Origin of the sequence: Phytohabitans aurantiacus (genome assembly GCF_027923225.1) — a bacterium.
GTDB classification, from domain to species: domain Bacteria; phylum Actinomycetota; class Actinomycetes; order Mycobacteriales; family Micromonosporaceae; genus Phytohabitans; species Phytohabitans aurantiacus.
This window is the reverse complement of record NZ_BSDI01000064.1, coordinates 1-18,038: the sequence shown is the minus strand read 5'-3', so window position 1 is coordinate 18,038 and position 18,038 is coordinate 1. Positions and strand designations below refer to the sequence as shown.

General features: G+C 71.0%; 21 protein-coding genes. 8 read left to right on the top strand and 13 right to left on the bottom strand.

Annotated elements, in window-relative coordinates:
* The first annotated feature begins 77 nt into the window (after window positions 1-77).
* Window positions 78-827 (top strand): IclR family transcriptional regulator, encoded by a 750-nt coding sequence (locus tag QMG73_RS39125; protein WP_281904152.1) that lies wholly within the window; start codon window positions 78-80, stop codon window positions 825-827.
* Window positions 828-1,515: 688 nt separating this feature from the next.
* Here the strand turns inward: QMG73_RS39125 and QMG73_RS39120 are convergent.
* Window positions 1,516-2,385, bottom strand: coding sequence for a helix-turn-helix transcriptional regulator (locus QMG73_RS39120; RefSeq protein ID WP_281904176.1), 870 nt, complete (start codon window positions 2,383-2,385; stop codon window positions 1,516-1,518).
* An 89-nt stretch (window positions 2,386-2,474) separates the two neighbouring features.
* On the opposite strand from QMG73_RS39120, the gene QMG73_RS39115 reads away from it, so the two are divergent.
* The 5 genes from QMG73_RS39115 to QMG73_RS39095 all read left to right on the top strand — a co-directional run bounded on the left by QMG73_RS39115 (window position 2,475) and on the right by QMG73_RS39095 (window position 5,963).
* Entirely contained in the window at window positions 2,475-3,233 is a 759-nt protein-coding gene (locus QMG73_RS39115; RefSeq protein WP_281904151.1) for a nuclear transport factor 2 family protein, read from the top strand.
* A gap of 185 nt (window positions 3,234-3,418) precedes the next feature.
* Window positions 3,419-3,661: a hypothetical protein gene (locus QMG73_RS39110; protein WP_281904149.1), complete on the top strand. Its 243-nt coding sequence runs from the start codon at window positions 3,419-3,421 to the stop codon at window positions 3,659-3,661.
* Window positions 3,662-3,727: 66 nt separating this feature from the next.
* A complete protein-coding gene (locus tag QMG73_RS39105; RefSeq protein WP_407676915.1) occupies window positions 3,728-4,474 on the top strand; it encodes a DUF3152 domain-containing protein in 747 nt (248 codons plus the stop codon).
* A 42-nt stretch (window positions 4,475-4,516) separates the two neighbouring features.
* Window positions 4,517-5,017: a SigE family RNA polymerase sigma factor gene (locus QMG73_RS39100; RefSeq protein WP_281904147.1), complete on the top strand. Its 501-nt coding sequence runs from the start codon at window positions 4,517-4,519 to the stop codon at window positions 5,015-5,017.
* Window positions 5,010-5,963 carry a hypothetical protein gene (locus tag QMG73_RS39095; RefSeq protein WP_281904145.1) on the top strand — a complete coding sequence of 318 codons (954 nt, stop codon included), beginning with the start codon at window positions 5,010-5,012 and terminating at the stop codon, window positions 5,961-5,963. The genes QMG73_RS39100 and QMG73_RS39095 overlap by 8 nt, the downstream gene beginning before the upstream one ends.
* Here the strand turns inward: QMG73_RS39095 and QMG73_RS39090 are convergent.
* The 9 genes from QMG73_RS39090 to QMG73_RS39050 form a co-directional block, all read right to left on the bottom strand.
* The gene (locus QMG73_RS39090) at window positions 5,960-6,712 is read right to left on the bottom strand and encodes a class I SAM-dependent methyltransferase (protein ID WP_281904144.1); all 753 of its coding nucleotides are present in this window, start codon (window positions 6,710-6,712) and stop codon (window positions 5,960-5,962) included. The two genes, QMG73_RS39095 and QMG73_RS39090, sit on opposite strands and share 4 nt — an antisense overlap.
* A gap of 149 nt (window positions 6,713-6,861) precedes the next feature.
* Window positions 6,862-7,641, bottom strand: coding sequence for an alpha/beta fold hydrolase (locus tag QMG73_RS39085; protein WP_281904142.1), 780 nt, complete (start codon window positions 7,639-7,641; stop codon window positions 6,862-6,864).
* Window positions 7,642-7,838: 197 nt separating this feature from the next.
* Window positions 7,839-8,225, bottom strand: coding sequence for a hypothetical protein (locus tag QMG73_RS39080; RefSeq protein WP_281904141.1), 387 nt, complete (start codon window positions 8,223-8,225; stop codon window positions 7,839-7,841).
* Between the two features lie 257 nt (window positions 8,226-8,482).
* Window positions 8,483-9,988 (bottom strand): M1 family metallopeptidase, encoded by a 1,506-nt coding sequence (locus tag QMG73_RS39075; protein WP_281904139.1) that lies wholly within the window; start codon window positions 9,986-9,988, stop codon window positions 8,483-8,485.
* A gap of 10 nt (window positions 9,989-9,998) precedes the next feature.
* A complete protein-coding gene (locus QMG73_RS39070) occupies window positions 9,999-10,247 on the bottom strand; it encodes a helix-turn-helix domain-containing protein (protein ID WP_281904137.1) in 249 nt (82 codons plus the stop codon).
* 4 nt (window positions 10,248-10,251) lie between these two features.
* On the bottom strand, window positions 10,252-10,848 hold the full coding sequence (locus tag QMG73_RS39065; protein WP_281904135.1) for a DUF2975 domain-containing protein: 597 nt from the start codon (window positions 10,846-10,848) through the stop codon (window positions 10,252-10,254).
* 62 nt (window positions 10,849-10,910) lie between these two features.
* The gene (locus tag QMG73_RS39060) at window positions 10,911-11,456 is read right to left on the bottom strand and encodes a SigE family RNA polymerase sigma factor (RefSeq protein ID WP_281904134.1); all 546 of its coding nucleotides are present in this window, start codon (window positions 11,454-11,456) and stop codon (window positions 10,911-10,913) included.
* A complete protein-coding gene (locus tag QMG73_RS39055; RefSeq protein ID WP_281904133.1) occupies window positions 11,453-12,031 on the bottom strand; it encodes a permease-like cell division protein FtsX in 579 nt (192 codons plus the stop codon). The genes QMG73_RS39060 and QMG73_RS39055 overlap by 4 nt, the downstream gene beginning before the upstream one ends.
* A 72-nt stretch (window positions 12,032-12,103) precedes the next feature.
* Complete coding sequence (locus tag QMG73_RS39050) at window positions 12,104-12,598, bottom strand: cysteine dioxygenase family protein (protein ID WP_281904132.1); 495 nt, start codon at window positions 12,596-12,598, stop codon at window positions 12,104-12,106.
* 74 nt (window positions 12,599-12,672) lie between these two features.
* Between QMG73_RS39050 and QMG73_RS39045 the strand changes: the two genes are divergently transcribed.
* Together QMG73_RS39045 and QMG73_RS39040 are read left to right on the top strand one after the other, a co-directional pair.
* Window positions 12,673-13,539 (top strand): LysR family transcriptional regulator, encoded by an 867-nt coding sequence (locus QMG73_RS39045; RefSeq protein WP_281904131.1) that lies wholly within the window; start codon window positions 12,673-12,675, stop codon window positions 13,537-13,539.
* A 137-nt stretch (window positions 13,540-13,676) separates the two neighbouring features.
* On the top strand, window positions 13,677-15,284 hold the full coding sequence (locus QMG73_RS39040; RefSeq protein ID WP_281904130.1) for a hypothetical protein: 1,608 nt from the start codon (window positions 13,677-13,679) through the stop codon (window positions 15,282-15,284).
* Window positions 15,285-15,316: 32 nt separating this feature from the next.
* Here QMG73_RS39040 and QMG73_RS39035 read toward each other — a convergent pair whose 3' ends face one another.
* From QMG73_RS39035 to QMG73_RS39025, 3 genes are read right to left on the bottom strand one after another with little or no spacing between them, the layout of a single operon-like run.
* Window positions 15,317-16,306 carry an SDR family oxidoreductase gene (locus tag QMG73_RS39035; RefSeq protein WP_281904127.1) on the bottom strand — a complete coding sequence of 330 codons (990 nt, stop codon included), beginning with the start codon at window positions 16,304-16,306 and terminating at the stop codon, window positions 15,317-15,319.
* A gap of 26 nt (window positions 16,307-16,332) precedes the next feature.
* On the bottom strand, window positions 16,333-16,707 hold the full coding sequence (locus QMG73_RS39030) for a hypothetical protein (protein WP_281904125.1): 375 nt from the start codon (window positions 16,705-16,707) through the stop codon (window positions 16,333-16,335).
* Window positions 16,708-16,744: 37 nt separating this feature from the next.
* Window positions 16,745-17,533: a phosphotransferase gene (locus tag QMG73_RS39025; protein WP_281904124.1), complete on the bottom strand. Its 789-nt coding sequence runs from the start codon at window positions 17,531-17,533 to the stop codon at window positions 16,745-16,747.
* Between the last annotated feature and the right edge of the window lie 505 nt (window positions 17,534-18,038).

Sequence of the window (18,038 nt, the reverse complement as noted above, 5' to 3'; positions counted from 1 at the left end):
TGGTCGGCGTGGCCGCTCCGGAACAGTAGATTCTGTTCAGCGGAACAGCGAAGCGAGTGATCACCGTGGCGAAACCCATGAAGAACCCACCGGCGTACGGCGTGACGAGCGTCGACCACGCGCTGCAACTGGCGGTGATCCTGCAGGTCGAGGGCCCTCTGACCGTCTCCGAAGCCGCGAACCGGCTCGGCGTCGCCCGCTCCACCGCGCACCGGCTGCTCTCCACACTCGTGTACCGCGACTTCGCCGTCCAGAACGACGACCGCACCTACCGCGTCGGCCCCGTACTGGAGATCGCCGCCCAGACCCAGTCGAACGTCGCCGCCATCCGCGCGGCCGCCCTCGGCCCGCTGCGTACCCTGGTCGACACCCTCGACGAGACAGCCAACGTCAGCATCCGCACCGGCCGCACCATCCGGTTCATCGCCGCGGTCGAATGCTCGCAGTCGCTGCGGGTCGGCAGCCGCGAGGGCATGGTCCTGCCGGCACACCTGGCGACGGGCGGCCTCGTGATGCTGGCCGCCCTGTCCGACGACGACCTGACCGCCCTGTACGCGTCCCCGCCGGCGAACGGCTCCGACGAGCGCCCGGACCTCGCGCAACTGCGCACCGAACTGCGCGCGATCCGGCGCAGCGGCATAGCCCTCAACCTCGAACGCTCCGAGCGCGGCGTCGTGGCGGTCGGCCGCGCCGTGACAAACGCCAGCGGCGAAACGGTAGCCGCGGTATCCGTGTCGATGCCCAGCGTCCGCCACTCCCCAGCCCGGATGCAGGACGTAGTGGCCGCCCTAACAGCAGCCGCCCAAGCAATCTCCACCACCCTCTAACCACCCCGCCGCGCGCCGCGCCGCTTGCCCGCGCCGCGCCGCGCGCCCGCTTTCCGCCGATCAAGGGCGAATGCACGTGGTTGGATCTCTAAACCGCGTGTATTCGGTCTTGATCGATGCGAATGTCCTTGATCGGCGCGCGCGCCGCGACTTGCGGGCGGCGCCTGCGTCGCGCGCCGCGCCCCCCTTTCCCGCTGCGCGTCCGCCCGCTTTCCGCCGATCAAGGGCGAATGCACGTGGTTGGATCTCTAACCGCGTGCGTTTGGCCTTGATCGATGCGAATGCCCTTGATCGGCGCACGCGCCGCGCCTTGCGGGCGGCGCCTGCGTCGTGCCCCTCCGCCGCGCGCCGCGCCCCATTTCCCGCCGCGCGTCCGCCGCTTTTCGCCGATCAAGGGCGAGTGCACGTGGTTGGATCTCTGAACCGCGTGTATTTGGCCTTGATCGATGCGAATGCCCTTGATCGGCGCAGGCGCCGGGCCCTGCGGGCGGCGCCCGTGTCGCGCTTGGCGTCGGACGTGGCGGGTGGCGGGGTTGGGCTTGGCTCGGGGTGCTGGAAGCGTGGGTCGGGGGTTTCGGCGAGCGCTTGCGAGCCGCCGGCCCGCGCGGTGCCCGCGGGAGCATGCGGTCCGCAGGTGGCGCGGACCGGGGCAATCTGAATGTGTCTGCCAAGATCGGCCGCGAGCCGGTCAGGACAGGGTGGTGCGGAAGGAGATCGGGGTCTGGCCGGTGCGCTGCTGGAAGTATTTGTTGAAGTTGGTGGCGCTGGAGAAGCCGAGCTGGCGCGCGATCCGGTTGGCGGGCTGGTCGCTGTGGGCGAGCAGGCGCTTGGCTTCCAGGATGACGCGGCGGTCGATGAACTCTTTCGCGCCGACGCCGGCCGCGGTGAGCGTCGCGCGGGACAGCGTGCGTGGCGAGTAGCCGAGGATGTGTGCGTAGTGCTCGACGCGCCGGGTGCGGGCGAAGTCGCGTTCGACGGCGTCGCGGAATCGTAGGAAGGTCTCATTGACCGTCGCGTTGGTCTCCTCCGCTGGCGCCGCGGCGTGGGAGAGGCGCAGCACGAGTGCGGCCAGGAGGTGGCGCAGCGTCGCCATGTGTACGTCGAGCGGGAGCCGCCCCGCGGTGGCGTGGAACGACCGGTCGAGCAGGGTGGCGTAGTCGCTCAGGTCGGTGGTGTCGGGCTCGGCCGGCTGGTACAGGGCGGGGGCGTGCGGGTCGTCGATCGAGGCTGACGAGGCGGTCGCCGGGTCCAGGAACTCGCGTTCGAAGAGGATCAGCCTGCCCGTCGCGTGCCGCAGGTCGCCCCACTGGTGCACCCTGCCCGGGCGCACCCACAGCCATTCGGCTGGCCCCAGCGAGTACCCCGTGAAGTCGACCATGTGTGCGAGCCTGCCGCTGTCGACGGCGATGAGGTGGTGGAACGTCGGTCGTTGGGGCACCGACAGCGTGCGGACGGCGACTCGCGAGCGGAGCTGGGCCAGCGACATGATTTCGAACCCGGCCGGCATGCCGGCGGGGGCGGTGAACCGCACCTCGGGGATGTGTCGGTTTTTGACCATCACGGGTCACAACAGTACCCACGTCAGCGGACGTATCGCGCATAGCTTGAAGCGTGCTCAGGCAGAAACAGGACATAGGAGGATGTGTCATGGACGCCAAGGGGATCGTGCTCGCCGCGGCCAAGGAACTGTTCGGCGACAAGGATGTCGCGGCTGTCGACCGGTGGGTGGCCGCCGGCTACCGGCAGCACAGCGCGCTGGCGCCCGACGGGCCCGACGGGCTGCGCGGCCTGGTGGCCACGCTGCCGGAGGGCTTCCGCTACGAGGGCGCGCGGGTGATCGCGGACGGCGACCTCGTCGCGCTGCACGGGACCTACCACGGCTTTGGGCCCGACCCGCTCGTCGCGTTCGACCTGTTTCGGGTGGACGCCAACGGCAAGATCGCCGAGCACTGGGACGCGTTGACGCCGCTGGTGGTCGATACCGCCTCCGGGCGCTCGCAGACCGACGGCCCGAGCGCGGTTGCCAACCTTGACCAGACGGAGGCCAACCGCAAGCTGGTGACGGAGTTCGCCGAGAGGGTCCTCAAGGGGGCCGACTACTCGGTGCTCACCGAGTACATCTCGACGGAGACCTACCACCAGCACAACCCCGAAGCCGCCGATGGCCTGGACGGGTTCGGCGCGGCGGCCGCGAAGTGGGCGGAGCAGGGCAGGAACCTGGTCTACAAGACCGTTCACCGGGTCGTCGCGGAGGGGGATTTCGTGCTGGTCCAGAGCGAGGGGGAGTTTGGCGGGCCGGTCGCTTACTGGGATCTGTTCCGCGTTCGGGACGGGTTGATCGTGGAGCACTGGGACGTCATCGCACCGATCCCCGCCGAGCTTCCGCACGATAACGGGCTGTTCTGACGCGGCGCGGGGGCGCGGCGGCTCGGGCGCGGCGTGACGTGAGCGCGGCGCGAGCGCGCGGGGCGGGGCGCGAGCGCGCGAGGCGGGGCGCGGGGCGCGGGGCGCGGGGGCGCGGCAGCTTGGCCGCGATCAAGGGCATCCGCCGGGATCAAGGGCGAATGCACGCGGAATAGAGATCGAACCACGTGCATTCGCCCTTGATCGACGGAAAGGCGGAGGTCAGGAAGCGCTTCCTGGATAACACCAACGCCCCGCAGTCCCTCGACCGCAGGCTGCGCGACGTGCTCCTCGGCAGCCGGTACGGCCACCACCGCGTCGTCGACGGGCTGCGCGCCGAACCGGGCAGGGCGACGCCGTTGACGCCGTCGCCGCCGACCCCGGAGCAGATCGACGACGCGATGCGCACCTGGCACTCGCACCACCGGTAACGGTTGCGTCGTGTGACGAAGGTCCGGTTCTGAAACAGGTGCGCGGCCGCAGCCCGTGATCAGGGCATGAGGATCGTGCTGACGGTGGCTCTGCTGCTCCTGGCCGGGTGCGGCACCGCGCCCCCCGCGCCGCCGGCCTGGGAGGCGCCGACCGCGTCGACACCACCACCGAGCCCGTCGCCCACTCGCTCGTCGACTCCGGTGGCCATCGAACAGCCCATCGAGTATCCCGAAAGCGGCGCCGGCACCTGGCTGGTCGCCGCCGGGCAGGGGCGCACCGCCGGCCGCTCGGGCACGCTGATGCGGTACCGCGTCGCCGTCGAGCGGGGCATCCGCAACGTCGACCCGGCGGTGTTCGCCAGCGCCGTCGAGCAGACGCTCGGCGACTCGCGCGGCTGGACCGGTGACGGGCAGTGGCGGCTGCGTCGGGTCGGTCCCGGCTCCCCGTACGACTTCATCGTGTACCTGGCCACCCCGGCCACCCGCGACAGGCTCTGCGACAGCGGGTACGACCGGTACACGTCGTGCCGCAACGGCGCGAGCGTGGTGATCAACGTGGCCCGCTGGGTGCACGGGGTGCCGCACTACGGCGAGCGGCTCGACGTCTACCGGCAGTACCTGGTCAATCACGAGGTCGGCCACCGCCTCGGCAACGGCCACGAGAAGTGTCCCAAGAAGGGCAAACCCGCGCCCCTCATGCAGCAACAGACGCTCGGCCTGCACGGATGCCTGCCGAACCCCTGGCCGCTGGTCGACGGTGAGCGGTACCGGGGTCCGTCCGGCGTCTACAACGATCCGCTGCCGGAACGGTGAAACGAAACCGGCCGCCGATCGCGTGTAGAGAACGGGAGGACCATGATCTCGTTCGACGGCTTCGTCGCGGCCCGCGCCCCGGCGCTGCTCCGCTTCGCCTACCTGCTGTGCGGTGACCGCCACCTCGCCGAGGACATGCTGCAGGAGGTACTGGCGCGCGGCTACCGCCGGTGGGACCGCATCGCGTCGAGCGGGCCGCCCGAGGCGTACCTGCGGCGGGCGGTCCTGCGCGAGTACCTGTCGTGGCGGCGGCGCCGGGCCAGCACCGAGGCCGTCGTCGCCGACGTACCCGACCGTGCCGGCGCCAGGCACCTGGAGGACGAGCTCGCCGTCCGCGACGAGATGTGGGCGCTGCTGGCGACCCTGCCCCGCACCCAACGTGCCGTACTGGTCCTGCGGTACTACCTCGACCTGCCCGACAGCGACATCGCCGACCTGCTCGGCTGCGCGGTGCCGACGGTACGGGTCACCGCGATGCGAGCCCTCACCGCGTTGCGCGGCCAGCTCTCGCCGTCACCCGTCACGGAGGCACGCAATGGATGAGATCGAGGACCTCGTCCGGTCCACGCTGGTGCGGCGGTCCGACGAGGTCACCCCGGACGCCGACCTCGCCGACCGGGTCAGGCGGCGGTCCCGGCGCGCCCGCCGGCGTACCCAATCCGTCGTCGCCGCCGCGATGGCCGCGGCCGCGGTCCTGCTCGCCGCGCCCGCGCTCGCCGGGTTTCTGAGACCCTCGGCGGACCCCGAGCCGGCGGCCGAGTCGGCGGCCGAGCCGGCACCGGTGACCGAGGCGTTTCCGTTCGTGCCCCGGGTCGCGCCCAACGGCTACGGCGCCCCGGTGGCCGAGATCGAGGCGGGTCACCCGGTGCTGCGCCAGGTGAGCGCGGACGGGCGGTGGCTGGCCGTCTCGGTCACCCCGAGCCCGCCGGCCGGCCCGGACGAGCCGGCGAAGTCGTACCTGGAGTGCGAGGTGCGCGGCCACGCCGGCACGCTGGCGATCGGCGCCACCACGGTGCTGACCTGGAAGGAGAGCGACGGGCGCTGGGTCCGCGTGGAGGCGGACTCGCGCGTCGAGGTCACCGTCGTGACCGCGTACGCCGAAGGCCTCGACGCGACCGGCAGCGTGCCGGTGCTTGTGCCGTTCAAGTTCGACGCCACGCCGCCGGGCCTGGTGCTGGACACCGTGACGCCGGCCGTGATGACGTTCCGGCCGCCGGACGTGCCGGCCAGCGCCGACTTCGTCGACAAGCTCGTGGTCAGCCTCTCACCGGTGGATCAGATGCCCAAGGCGGGTCAGCCGGCGACGGCGGGCCGGCGGCCGGCGCGCATCATCATCAGCGGCACGGCCACCACCGTGTACGCCGACCTGGGCGACGGCCGGATGCTGGAGATCCAGGCCGCCGCGCGGACCGGCCTGGACCCGCTGTGGCTGACCACGTTCGCGGCCGGCGTCTACCCGACCGCCGATGCGACGGTCTCGAAGGGCTAGGGCCTGCGGCGGGCCAGCAGGGCGAACGAGTTCGGCAGGCGGCCGCTCCACGCCGCCGCGGACACGCCTCCCGCGCGCCAGAACGGTTCCGGGTACTCACTGAGGTGCAGGATCTCCAGGCCGGCGGCGACCAGGGTGGTGACGATCTGACCCAGATTCCACTGCCACTCGACCGCGCCGTTGCCGGGAAAGGTGTCGTTGACGTGGCTGCGGGCGAAGTAGCCGCGGTCGGGCCGGATGCGCGGCTCGTCCTCGTCCCACGTCCAGAGCGGCACGGCCGGATGCGCCTCGTACACGAAAAGGTGCCCCGACGGGCGCAGCACGCGCGCGATGTCGCGCGCCCACGCCGCCAGGTCGCGCATCCAGATCAGGGCGCCCTTGCCGGTGTAGACCAGGTCGGCGCTCGCGCCGGCCAGCGGCATCCCGGGCACGGCGGCGACCACGTAGCGGCAGGGTGCGCCCAGCTCGTCCGCGCGGCGCTGCGCGGCCCGGACGGTCACCGAGCTGTAGTCGACGCCGACGACCGATCTCGCACCGGCCTGCACCAGGGCGATGTCGTCGAGCCCGTGGCCGCTCTGCGGGTGCACGACGGCGGGGGAGCGGCTCAACACCTCGCGCAGCAGGTCGCGTTCGATGGCGACCAGCTCCGAGCCGGTCGCCGCCTGCGCCAGAAGCTCGTCATACTCGTCCACATACTTGTGAGCGGCCGTCTCCCAAGCGCTGCGGTTCGCCCGCGTCGTCACGTCCACGTCGCGATCTTATAGAGAGATTTGAGCTACCGCGGCGTCCGTCGCGCTCAAGACCGTCGCTCCCGCGGCCTCACCCTGCGCGTTCACCACAACCGCCGGCCCCGCTCTGCGTCCCGCCCGCCCCGCTCTGCTTCCCTGGAGGCAACACCTCAGCGCAGAAAGCCGCGCACGGTCTCCACGAACAGGCCCGGCTGCTCGAACATCACCAGGTGGCCGGTGTCGATCTCGGCGTACGCGCTGCCGGGGATGGCCTCGTGCACCTGCCGGGCGCGCTCGACCGGTATGACCTGGTCGCGGGTGAGGCCGACGACGAGCGTGGGCGCGCTGATCTTCGACAGCAGCTCGCGGACGTCGGCGACGAGGTCGAGCTCCATGTGCCGGCGCATGCCTGGCGTGATCGGCGGGGCGCCCGCGATCAGCCCGGCCATGCCTTCGTCGCCGAGGCCGCTCAGGAACGGGGCGCTCAGGCAGTTCAACTGCAGGAACCGGTTGAACAGGTCATGATCGGTCCGCTCAAGCCGCAGCCACAGGTCGACGGCGAGCTTGTGCCGGGCGTCGTCCGGCCCCGTCCAGCCGGCGACGAGCACGAGCCGCCGCACCAGGTCCGGGTGGTGGGCGGCGACGGTCGCGGCGACCATCGCGCCGAGGGAGTACCCCACCAGGTCGACCGGCCCGTCGACGGCGTCTCGGGCGGCGGCCGCGATCTGCTCGGCCAGCAGGTCCAACGTGAGCGGCCCATCGTCGGGGGCGGTGGTCTGGCCGCTGCCCGCGTAGTCGGGCAGGACCACCGTGCTGCCGGCGAAGGCGTCGACGAGATGGCCGAAGTTGCCCTGTGCCGGAAGGCCGGTGCCGGCCACCAGCGCGATGCCCGGGCCGCTGCCCGCGACGGTGTACTCCACGGTGGTGCCGGCGGCGCTGGTGGTCGGCATGCGGGTCCTCCCTCATTTTGGTCGACACTACATTTGCGTACGAGACACAAAGTGTCAACCATCGGGTTGAGGGGCAGTAGGTCGCCACGATCCACAGCCGGCGAACTGGTTGTGTAGCGGCGGAGGGCGAGGCCGCGGGAGCGACGGTCTTGCGCGCGACGGGCGTCGCGGCAGCTCAAAACCCGATTTTGAAGGCTCTAGGGCCGGTGAACGTCGAGGTCGATGACGCGCGGGCCGTCGATCAGCGCCAGCTCGCCGTGGACCATCACGTCGGTGGCGTGCGCGAGGCGAACCGCGCCCTCGGCGGTGATCTCGCTGATCGGCGTGGCCAGCGAACCGTCGGCCGCCACCAGGTCTGCCAGCCGGGCACGCCAGATGCCGGCCTCGACGTGGGGCGCGTCAGGGCGCGGGTTTCCCCACAGCCGATCGCGGGACGCCACCAGCGCCTGCGCTTGGGCCGGGCCGAGCCGGGCGGCCATCTGGCCGTGCAGCCATTTGAGCACCTCGACGGAGCCGAGCGCACGCACGACGACCCGCGCGGCATCCCAAGCCAGCCGCTGAGGGTGGACCACTTGCGTCGACATGCTGGACCCCCGTCCGACCGGCGCGACAGCCTACGCACATCATTGAACAGCGCCGATCGCCGGTGCGCCAGAGGCGTTGGTCAGTGCGTCAGGTATCCGGTATGCCTCACGCAACGGCGTCGATCAAGGTGATCCGCGGGGATCAAGGGCGAATGCACGCGGAAAGGAGATCCAACCGCGTGCATTCGCCCTTGATCGGCATGCTGGGCGTGGCGACACGCCGTCACGGGCGGGCGGCGGCGCCGGGGAGAGCCGGGTCAGCGCCTCAGGTGTGGGCGGCGGTCCCAGGACTTGAGGACTGCGGGCTTGTCGGCGGTGGACGCTGCCAGGGTTGCTGTGGCCGCGCCCGGGTGGGGCGGCTTGGTGTCGGTGAAGAGCCACGCCTGGAACAGATCGTCGAGCTGCTCGCCGGAGACGCGCTCGGCGAGCCGGACGAACTCAGCGGTCGAGCCGTGCCCGTTGCGGTTCTTGGCGTACCACTGGCGCACGATCTTCCAGAAGTCCGCGTCGCCGACGGTGACCCGCAACGCCTGCAGCGTCATCGCGCCGCGCACGTACACGGAGTCGTCGAACAGGTCCACCGGGCCCGGGTCGCCGGGCGGCGGCGCCCAGTACGGCGCGGACAGCGGCTGGGCGTACAGGAAGTCGAAGATCTCCTGCGGGGTACCCTCGCCGAGCTTGTCGCTCCACAGCCACTCCGCGTACGTCGCGAAGCCCTCGTTGAGCCAGATGTCGTCCCACTGCTCGACCGCGACGCTGTCGCCGAACCACTGGTGCGCCAGCTCGTGCGCCACCACGTACGTCTCGCCGGTGGTCGTGCCCTCCTCGAAGAAGTACTTGGAGTAGATGGAGCGGGTCTGGTTCTCCAGCGCGAAGAACAGGTTGTCGTAGTCGTCGACGATCGCGCCGTTGGCCTCGAACGGGTACGGCCCGAAGAACCCCGCCAGGAAATCGGTGATCTCGTTGGTGCGGCCCACCGCGTCGTCGGCGAGGCTGGGTGGCAGATCGGGGTCGATGGCGATGATGGTCGGCTTGCCGTGGTGCTTGGTGGTGCTGATCCGGAACTCACCGATCGTGGCCGTGGCCAGGTAGCTGATCATTGGCGTGCGCTGTTCCCACTTCCACGTGGTCCAGCCGTCCTTCGTCTTGCTGCCGCGCGGTACCCCGTTGGCGATCGCCTCCAGACCGGCCGGCACCGTCACCGCGAAGCTGTAGCTGGCCTTGTCCTGCGGGTGGTCGTTGACCGGGAACCAGGTCGCGGCCACCTCGGGCTGCCCGGCGACGAGAGCACCGTCGTCGGTGTGGATGAACCCGGCCTCCAGCACGATGCCCGGGAATGGGATCTGAATGGTTTCCGGTACGCCGTGGTAGCGCACCTCCACCCGGAAGCGGCTGCCCTTGCGGATCTTCCGCGTCACGGTGAGCTCCTGGCCGGACCGCGAGTACGACGCCTTGTGGCCGTTGACCGAGAGCTTGTCAATTGTCAGACCGACGAAGTCGAGGTTGAAGCTGGACAGGTTCTGGGTCGCGCGGGCGTGGATCACGGCGCGGCCGGTGAGCACGTCGGTGCTCGGTTGATAGTGGACGTCGAGGTCGTAGTGCTTGACGTCGTATCCCCCGTTGCCGTAGCCGGGGAAGTACGGGTCACCCACGCCGGCCGCGCCCGGCCGGAACGATCCTCCCGCGTTGGCGGGTGCGGCACCCAGCGGCACCAGGACCAGAACGCCGATGGCAGCGGCGAGCAGACTCCTCAGTGGCTTCATGGTGGTGACACTATGTGTTGTCGCGGGCTCGGACTGTAAAAGTCGAGACAGTCAGCAGGTCACCCGGCTGGCAGTCCAGTTCCTGGCACAGGGCGGTGAGGGTACTGAACCGGATGGCGCGCGCCCGCCCGTTCTTCAGCACCGACAGGTTGGCCAGGGTGACGCCGACCCGGTCGGCCAGCTCGGTCAGCGTGAGGCCGCGTTCGGCGAGCAGCTTGTCGAGGTGTACCTCGACGCGGTGGTCCTCTTCCGGTGGCACGGCGTCAGATCACCGTCTCCAGCTCGGCCCGCATCGCGCGTCCCCGGTTGACGATCTCGGCGACGGCGAGGAAGCCGAACCCGGCCAGTGTCCACAGTCCGATCGCGGTCACGTCGAGGCTGGCCGAGGCGTCGCCGGTGACGCGCCTGGTCAGGTCGAGCGCCGCGACCGTCTCGGTGACGGCGGCGAGCGGGCCACCCACCAGGGCCACCAGCGCCAGCAGTCGCAGCCGGTTGACGGTCACGGCGAGGAACGGGTCCTCGCGCCGGGCTTGGCGCGCGACCGCGTACAGGATGGCGAGCATGGCGACGACGACGAGGTACGTCGGAAGGCTCGTCAGCGCGGCGGCGACCCGCTCGGCGCGGTCCGGCTGCGCGATGACGGCGTCGAGCGTGCCCTCGGTGTCGACCGTGACGCCCGGTCGCAGGCCGTCCGGTGCGGCGACGACGCTGGCCGGTACCTCGACGGTCAGGTTGTCGCCGATCGCGGTCATCGCGATGCCCGCGACGCCGACCACCGCGAGCACCGCGAGGACGAACGCCGTCGCGCTCTGGATCTCGGCCAGCCAGTCCGGCCTGCGGAGCCGGTCGGGGATGCGCATGTGACTCTCCTTATCGATTTTCGATATACCGATAATCGATAAGGAGCCCTCCGTTGTCAAGCTCAGGTCAGCGCGAACTCGTCGCCGAGCAGCACCCGCAGCTTCGTCAGCGCGCGTGCGCTCCGGGTGGTCACCATGGTCGCCGAGAGGTCGAGGATCTCCGCGACGGTCTGCACGCTGTGGTCCTCCCAGTAGCGCAGCACGACGATGGCCTGGTCGCGCGGCGGCAGCGTGGCCAGCGCCGTCATCAGCGTGACGTGCAGCTCGGTGGTCGCCTGCGCGCCGGCGTGCGCCGCCTCGGGCAGCTCGGCGAGCACGATCTCGGTGTTGCTGCGCCGCTTGCGCTGGTCGAAGACCGCGTTCATGAGCACGCGACGGCTGTACGCCTCCAGGTTCGCGTGCCGCCAGATCCGGCCCCACGACGCGTACATGCGGGCGAGGGTGGTCTGCGTCAGGTCCTGCGCGAGGTGCCAGTCGCCGCACATCAGGTAGGCGACGCGCCGCAGCCGGGGAGCGGCCGTCGCGACGAACGCGGTGAACTCCTCGTCCTGCGCGGCGCGCTGGCTCCGGCGGGCCAGGGTCCACCGGGCGAACGGGCCCCGCGTCACTCGGCCTCCTCGGTGCACACGCCGACCGCGGCCGACTCGACGCCGGGCCTGCCCTGGAACTCCTCGACGAACCTCCCGTACTGGGAGGGCCTGTCGAGCTTGACCCGGAACGCGTCCGGCAGCTGCTCCGGCTTGACGGCGGCGACCAGATCCGGCGCGTCCCGGTACATCCGCTTGAACTTCTCGTAGGCGGCCTGCCCGCTCTCGTACCGCACCTCGGTGGCCCGCGAGTCGGACCTCAGCGACTCGTCCAGGGCGGCGCGCTGCTCGTCGGTGACGTCGGCGCGCAGGAAGATGGCCGCCTCGACCAGGTTCCGCGCGGCATCGGTGCAGGCCGGCCGCATGGCCATCGCCACCGCCTTGGCCGGCTCCGTCGCCGGCGCCGGCGACGCGCTCAGCCCGATCACGGCGACCAGCGCGGTGGCGACGCCGGCCACGCCGCCGCCCGCCAGCAGGCGGCGCCGGTCGCGCAGGCGCCCGCCGCTGGTCATGGCCGCGCGCGCGAGTTCATGTGGGGGCTGCGGGGGCTCGTCTTCGAGTACTCGGTCGAAGAGCGTTCGCAGGCTGTCTCGCACGGTTCACTCCTGTCATCCGGTGGCTTCCCACCTGTTTGACTGGGTGGAACGGTAGCTACGTCACACCGGCGTTCAGTCGTAGTACCGGCGGACGCTGGAGCCGACCCGCGTCACGTCGGTGCCGTAGATGTGGATCGAGATCGCGGTGCCGCCGGCCGTGTTGTGGACCCGGTGGATGTCACCGGGCGGCGCGAACCCGCTCACGTCACCGGCGAGGTTGTCGCTCACGCCGATCAGGTTGAGGTCGGCGTCGAACAGCTCCTCGCGCTCGACACCCTGCAGGACGCCGAACACGCACCACGTGACGTGATCGTGGATTCGGGTGATCTGGCCGGGCCGCCACACGATCGCGACGATCGAGAAGGAGCCGTCGGGCTCGACGTGCAGGACCTGGTAACCGTCGCTCTCGCCGGAGCCCACGACGTCCGGGCTGGGTAGGTGCCGCCGCAGTTGCTCGGCGACCAGTCGCGCGGTGCCCGACCAGTCGGCGTGGACGGCGACGGCGGTGCGGACGCCATCGACGAGAGTGGCCAGTTCGGTGGTGGGGCGGATCTGTGTCGTCGTCATGTTCTGAGCGTGCGCCCGGGCAATCCATATGTCTAATGGAAGTCTTCGTGGCAAACCATAGATAGGATCGATACATGCTCGACGTCACCCGGCTTCGCGTCCTCGACGCGCTCGCGCGGCACGGATCGGTCACCGCGGCGGCGAAGGTGCTGCACTACTCGCAGCCCACCGTCAGCCACCACCTCGCCCGGCTCGAGGCCGAGACCGGCGCCCAGCTGATCCAGCGGGTCGGCCGCGGCATCCGGCTCACCCAGGCCGGGCAGCTGCTGGCCGACCGCGCCGCCGAGATCATCGGGCGGATCGACGCCGCCGACGCCGAGCTCGCCGCGCATGTCGGGCTCACCGCCGGCCGGGTACGGCTGGCCGGCTTCTCGTCGGTCATCGGGTCGCTCGTGCCGCGGGCGGTGGCGGCGCTGGCCACCAGAAACCCCGGCCTGCGGATCAGCCTCGTCGACACCCACCCGCCCGAGGCGCTGGAGCTGCTGCGCGCGGGCACGATCGACGTCGCGGTCATCTTCCGGTACGACGAGACCGAACCCGAGCCCGACGGGATACGCCTGCACCACCTGCTCGACGATCCGGTGTACGTGCTGTCCACCCGGCGCGTCCGTGCACTGTCGACACTGCGCGACGACACCTGGATCGCCGGCTGCGAACGGTGCCGCAGCCACCTGCTGGCACTGTGCGCCGAGGAGGGCTTCGAGCCGCGCATCGGATTCGCCTCCGACGACATGGTGGTGATGCAGACCCTCGTGGCGGCCGGCCTGGGTGCCACCATCATGCCCGGTCTGGCGCTGCGCGCCCACCGCACCAAGGGCATCGTGGCGAGCGAGCTGGCGGGCTCGCGCCGGCACGTGTACGCGGCGACCTACGGCGAGCCGCCGGATCCGCCCGCGACGACCGCACTGCTGGTCGCGCTCGCCGAAGCCGCGGCGAAATAGCCTTCAACCTTTCGGGGTCGCAGTGGGTCTTAGTCAATAGCGGCCACACGAGGGGGAGGACGGCACCGCCGCTCTTCCCCTGACGTGCCTCGCGCGAGTCCGGCACTCGCGACTTACCACTGTGGACGGTGCTGGCGATGACCGCTGCCCTCATGACCCGCCCCACGACCGGTGCCGGACCGACCCGGCGCGTGCGTCCCGGGCCTGTCGTCGCCGCGCTCGTGGCGCTGGGGGTCGGCTATCGGCTGTACCTGATCCTGTCGGGCATGCCGCCGACGAACAGCGACGAGGCGACGATGGGCCTGGCGGCCACCCACATCGCGCAGGGTCGCGGGTTTCCGGCGTTCTTCTACGGCCAGCACTACATGGGCACGCTGGAGGCGTACCTCGCCGCACCGCTGTTCGTCCTGTTCGAACCGTCCTCTGTGGCCCTTCGCCTGCCGCTGCTGCCCGTGTACGCCGTCTTCTGCTACGTCATGTACGGCCTCGTCAGCCGCCTGTACAGCCGGTGGTTCGCCGTGTTCGTCGTGGGGTTGCTGGCGATCGGCTCGGACGCCGTCGTCCACAGTCAGGTCTCCGCCGGAGGCGGGTACCCGGAAATCAAACCCATCGGAGCCGGCGCGCTGCTCATCGCGGTCTGGCTGGGCAGCGGCGGCGGCCGGACCGCCCGGGTGCGGCTGATCGGGTACGCGGGCTGGGGAGTCCTGGCGGGGCTGGCGCTGTGGGTCGACTGGCTCATCCTGCCGTACGTGGCCGCCGCCGGATTGGTGCTCGTCTTCGGCTGTCGCCGCCAACTGCTCGGCTGGCCCGGGCTGGTGCTGGTCGCCGGGGTGCTCGCCGGTGCGGCACCGTCGATCCTGCACCACGTTCGGCCCGGCGTCGCGGCGCAGAGCCTCGACACGATGCTGCACCTGAGCGGAGGAGGCCAGGCGTCGGTCTGGGACCGTGTCTACGGTGGACTGTTGCTCGGCGTACCGTTGGGCACCGGCCTTTGTGGACCGGGTACCTGCGAGGGCTGGCCGCTGGCGCTCGGCGCCGCGTACCCGTTGCTGCTACTGCTCGCGGCCGGTCTCGCGATCGCCGCCTTCCGCACCGCTTCTGGTTTTCACGGCGAGCGCGTCCGCCAGGCCGGCCGGCTGGCCCTGGTCGCCGGCGGGGCACTGACGTTGCTCGCGTACGTGCGCAGCGACGCCGCCGGCCTCACCCCGACCACCAGCGTGCGGTACCTGACACCGCTGCTGCTGTCGCTGCCGGCCATCCTCTGGCCACTGTGGACAGCGGCGGCGCGGCTGCGGCGCGCTTCCCTTCGCGATCCACGACCGCTGGCCGGCGCCGGGATGGTGGCGATCCTGGCCGGTTCGATGCTCGCGCCCACCGTCGCGCTGCTCCGGGACGCGCCGCGCGGGCAGGTGGTGGCCCGGGAGGAACGCGCCCTGGTCGACGCGCTGCACGGTCTCGGCGTGGACCGCTTCTACACCGAATACTGGACCTGCAACCGCCTCGCGTTCGCCACCGACGAAGGCGTGGTCTGCGCGGCGCTGCACGACGACCTGAGCCCCGGCCACGACCGCTACCTGCCGTACCGCGCCATCCTCGAAGCGACCCCGAACCCCGCGTACGTGCTGCCGATCGGCTCCGTCCACGAGCGAGCCATCGCCCAGCGCCTGGCCGACCGCGGCGTACCCGCCGACGTCACCGACGTGGCCGGCTACCGCGTCTACCGCCCCGCCCACCCCATCCGCTAACCCGCACCCTGTGCCGTTGACTCGCGTGGAAGTTACACGCGCCAGGCGGTGACGAGCCGGTCCATCAGGGTGTCGTAGCGCTCGTCGACGACCTGCCGTGCCGGGTCGGCGTCGTGCCAGGCCACGATCTCGCGGGCGCCTCGCTCGAAGGGGATCGTGGCGACGAAGTCCGGGACGACCGAGCGCAGCTTGGCGTTGTCGAATACCAAAGAATGGGCCTTGTCGCCGAGCAGCGCCGCACCCCACTCCGGGTCGGCCGCGGCGATCGCGTCCGACGGTACGTGCACGATGCGGGGCTCGACGCCCAGCGCGGCACCGAGCGCCTCGGCGATCTGGTTCCAGGTCAGCACGTCGTCGGAGGTGATGTGGAACGCCTCGCCGATCGTGCGGGGGTGGCCCAGCAGCGGCACGAAGCCCTTCGCGAAGTCTTCGTGGTGGGTGAGTGTCCACAGTGACGTGCCGTCGCCGTGTACGACGATCTCCTTGCCCTGGCGCATCCGCGCCATCATCGTCCAGCCGCCGTCGAAGGGCACGAGCGTGCGGTCGTACGTGTGGGAAGGGCGGACGATGGTGATCGGGAGACCCTCGTCGCGGTACGCGGCGACCAGCAGGTCCTCGCAGGCGATCTTGTCGCGGGAGTACCGCCAGAACGGGTTTCGCAGGGGAGTGGACTCCACGACCGGCATCCTGGCCGGTGGCGTCTGGTAGGCGGAGGCCGAGCTGATGAAGACGTACTGGCGCGTGCGCCCCCGAAACAGCTCGATGTCGGTGCGCACGTGCTGCGGCGTGAACGCGACCCAGTCGACCACCGCGTCGAACTCCAGGTCGCCGATCGCCTCCTTGACCGAGGCCGGGTCGCGGATGTCGGCCCGCAGGACGGTGGCCTCCTCCGGCACCGGGCGGGGGCCGCTGGTGCCGCGCTTGAGCAGGTACAGGTCGATGCCGCGCTCGACGGCGAGCCGGGAGCACGCCGAGCTGATGATGCCGCTGCCGCCGATGAACAGAACCCTGGGTGCGTCCATACCTCTACCGTAGGTGGCGGCGTTGGTCAGCCGCCCCACGCGGACATGACGCAGTAGACGACGGCTGGGCCGGTGAGCAGGCCCGCCAGGCCGGCCACGGTGCCGGTGAGCAGGCCGTACCTCACCCGCTGGGTGAGCAAGGCCAGCACGATCGCTCCAACGATCAGTGCCACGCCGCCCGCCGGCACCCCCAAGACGATGGCCATCCCCGCCGCGTCGAAGAAGTCGGACGTGCACCAGCCTGAACAGTCCTCCCCCTCGGGGGTCACCTTCGACTGCACCGAGACCCACCGCACCACCGCGACGATCGCGGCGGCGAACCAGCCGAACATCACAGCCACGCCGACGAGGATCTGGGTGCTCGACGGCGGCTTCTCCAGCTTGTCCACGGGCGCCATCATGGGGCCGCTCCCGGCGGGCCGGCGACAGGACCGATGCCTACGGCACCTGGGTACGGGTACTCACGCGTGGTGGGGCCCAGAAGTCGGTGGGGAGAGTGGCTAGCGCGGCCGCGGAGCGCTCCAGGATGGTCGCGATGGGGATTAGTGCGATCGAAGCGGGGTCGCCGGCCTCGGCCATCTGCCGGATGACGCCCGCCTGACGCAGTGCCCGCTCACGCACCACCGGACCCAGCCCGTGCCGGTCCTCGTCGTAGCCATACGCGTCGAGGAGCACGTGGAGTCGCCGGCACCGGTCCGCGATCTCCTCCTCGCGTACCGGTGCCGTCAGCGGTACCCACAGCAGCGCCGAGAACGCCAGGTCGAACTCGCGCGGGGACGGGCCCGCGGTGTCCCAGTCGAAGAAGCCGACCAGCTTGTCACCCGCGACGACCGCGTTGTGCGGCGCCGCGTCCTGGTGGCCGATGATCAGCCCCGGTCGCATCTTCGTGCCGATGAACCACCGCTCGTCCGCGGGCGGTGTGAACGACGCCGTCAGGTCGTGGAGGCGTCGCAGCCACTGGCCGACCTGGACCAGCATCGAGTCGGTGCGCGCCCACGCCGGCCAGGAGGTCTGCTCGCCCATCGCCTCTCCGGGCAGGTAGGAGAGCATCTGCCGGCCCTGGTCGTCGATGCCGAGCGCCCGGGGAGCACCCTCGAAGCCGGCCTCTTCCAGGTAGCGCAGCAGCGCGTGGACCGCGGGCGTCGACGGGTGGGCCCGCTTGCGTACGACATTGTCGACCAGCACGGCACCGTCGGTCCTGCCACCGGGAAGCGCTACTTCGGGCATCCCTATGTTGTACCGAGCGTGAGGGCGGGGCGATACCGAATTTGTGGCGTACCGACGGTCGGCTCGACAGCGGTGGCGACAGCTCGGGGGAGGGTTCGCCCGACCTCGCCCCGGACCCCGCCGCGCCGCGCTGTGCCGCCCTGCGCTGTGCCGCGGCGCCCCGCGCTGTGCCGCGCTGTGCCGCGCCGCGCTGTGCCGCGCCGCGCCGCGCTGTGCCGCGCCGCGCTGTGCCGTCCCGCGCCGCGCCGCGCGCCGATCAAGGGCATTCGCGTGGATCAAGGGCGAATGCACGCGGAAAGAGATCCAACCGCGTGCATTCGCCCTTGATCGGCGGAAGCGGCGTGGCGACACGCCGTGCCGGGCTGGCCTGTGGGCGGACGCGCGCGGAGAAGAGATCCAACCACGTGCGAATGGCTCTTCGCCCCGATGTGTGGGTTGGGGTCGGGTTGGTGATTGGGGCACGCCGTTGCCTGGCCTAGGTTTCGGACTGTCTGACGGTTCGATT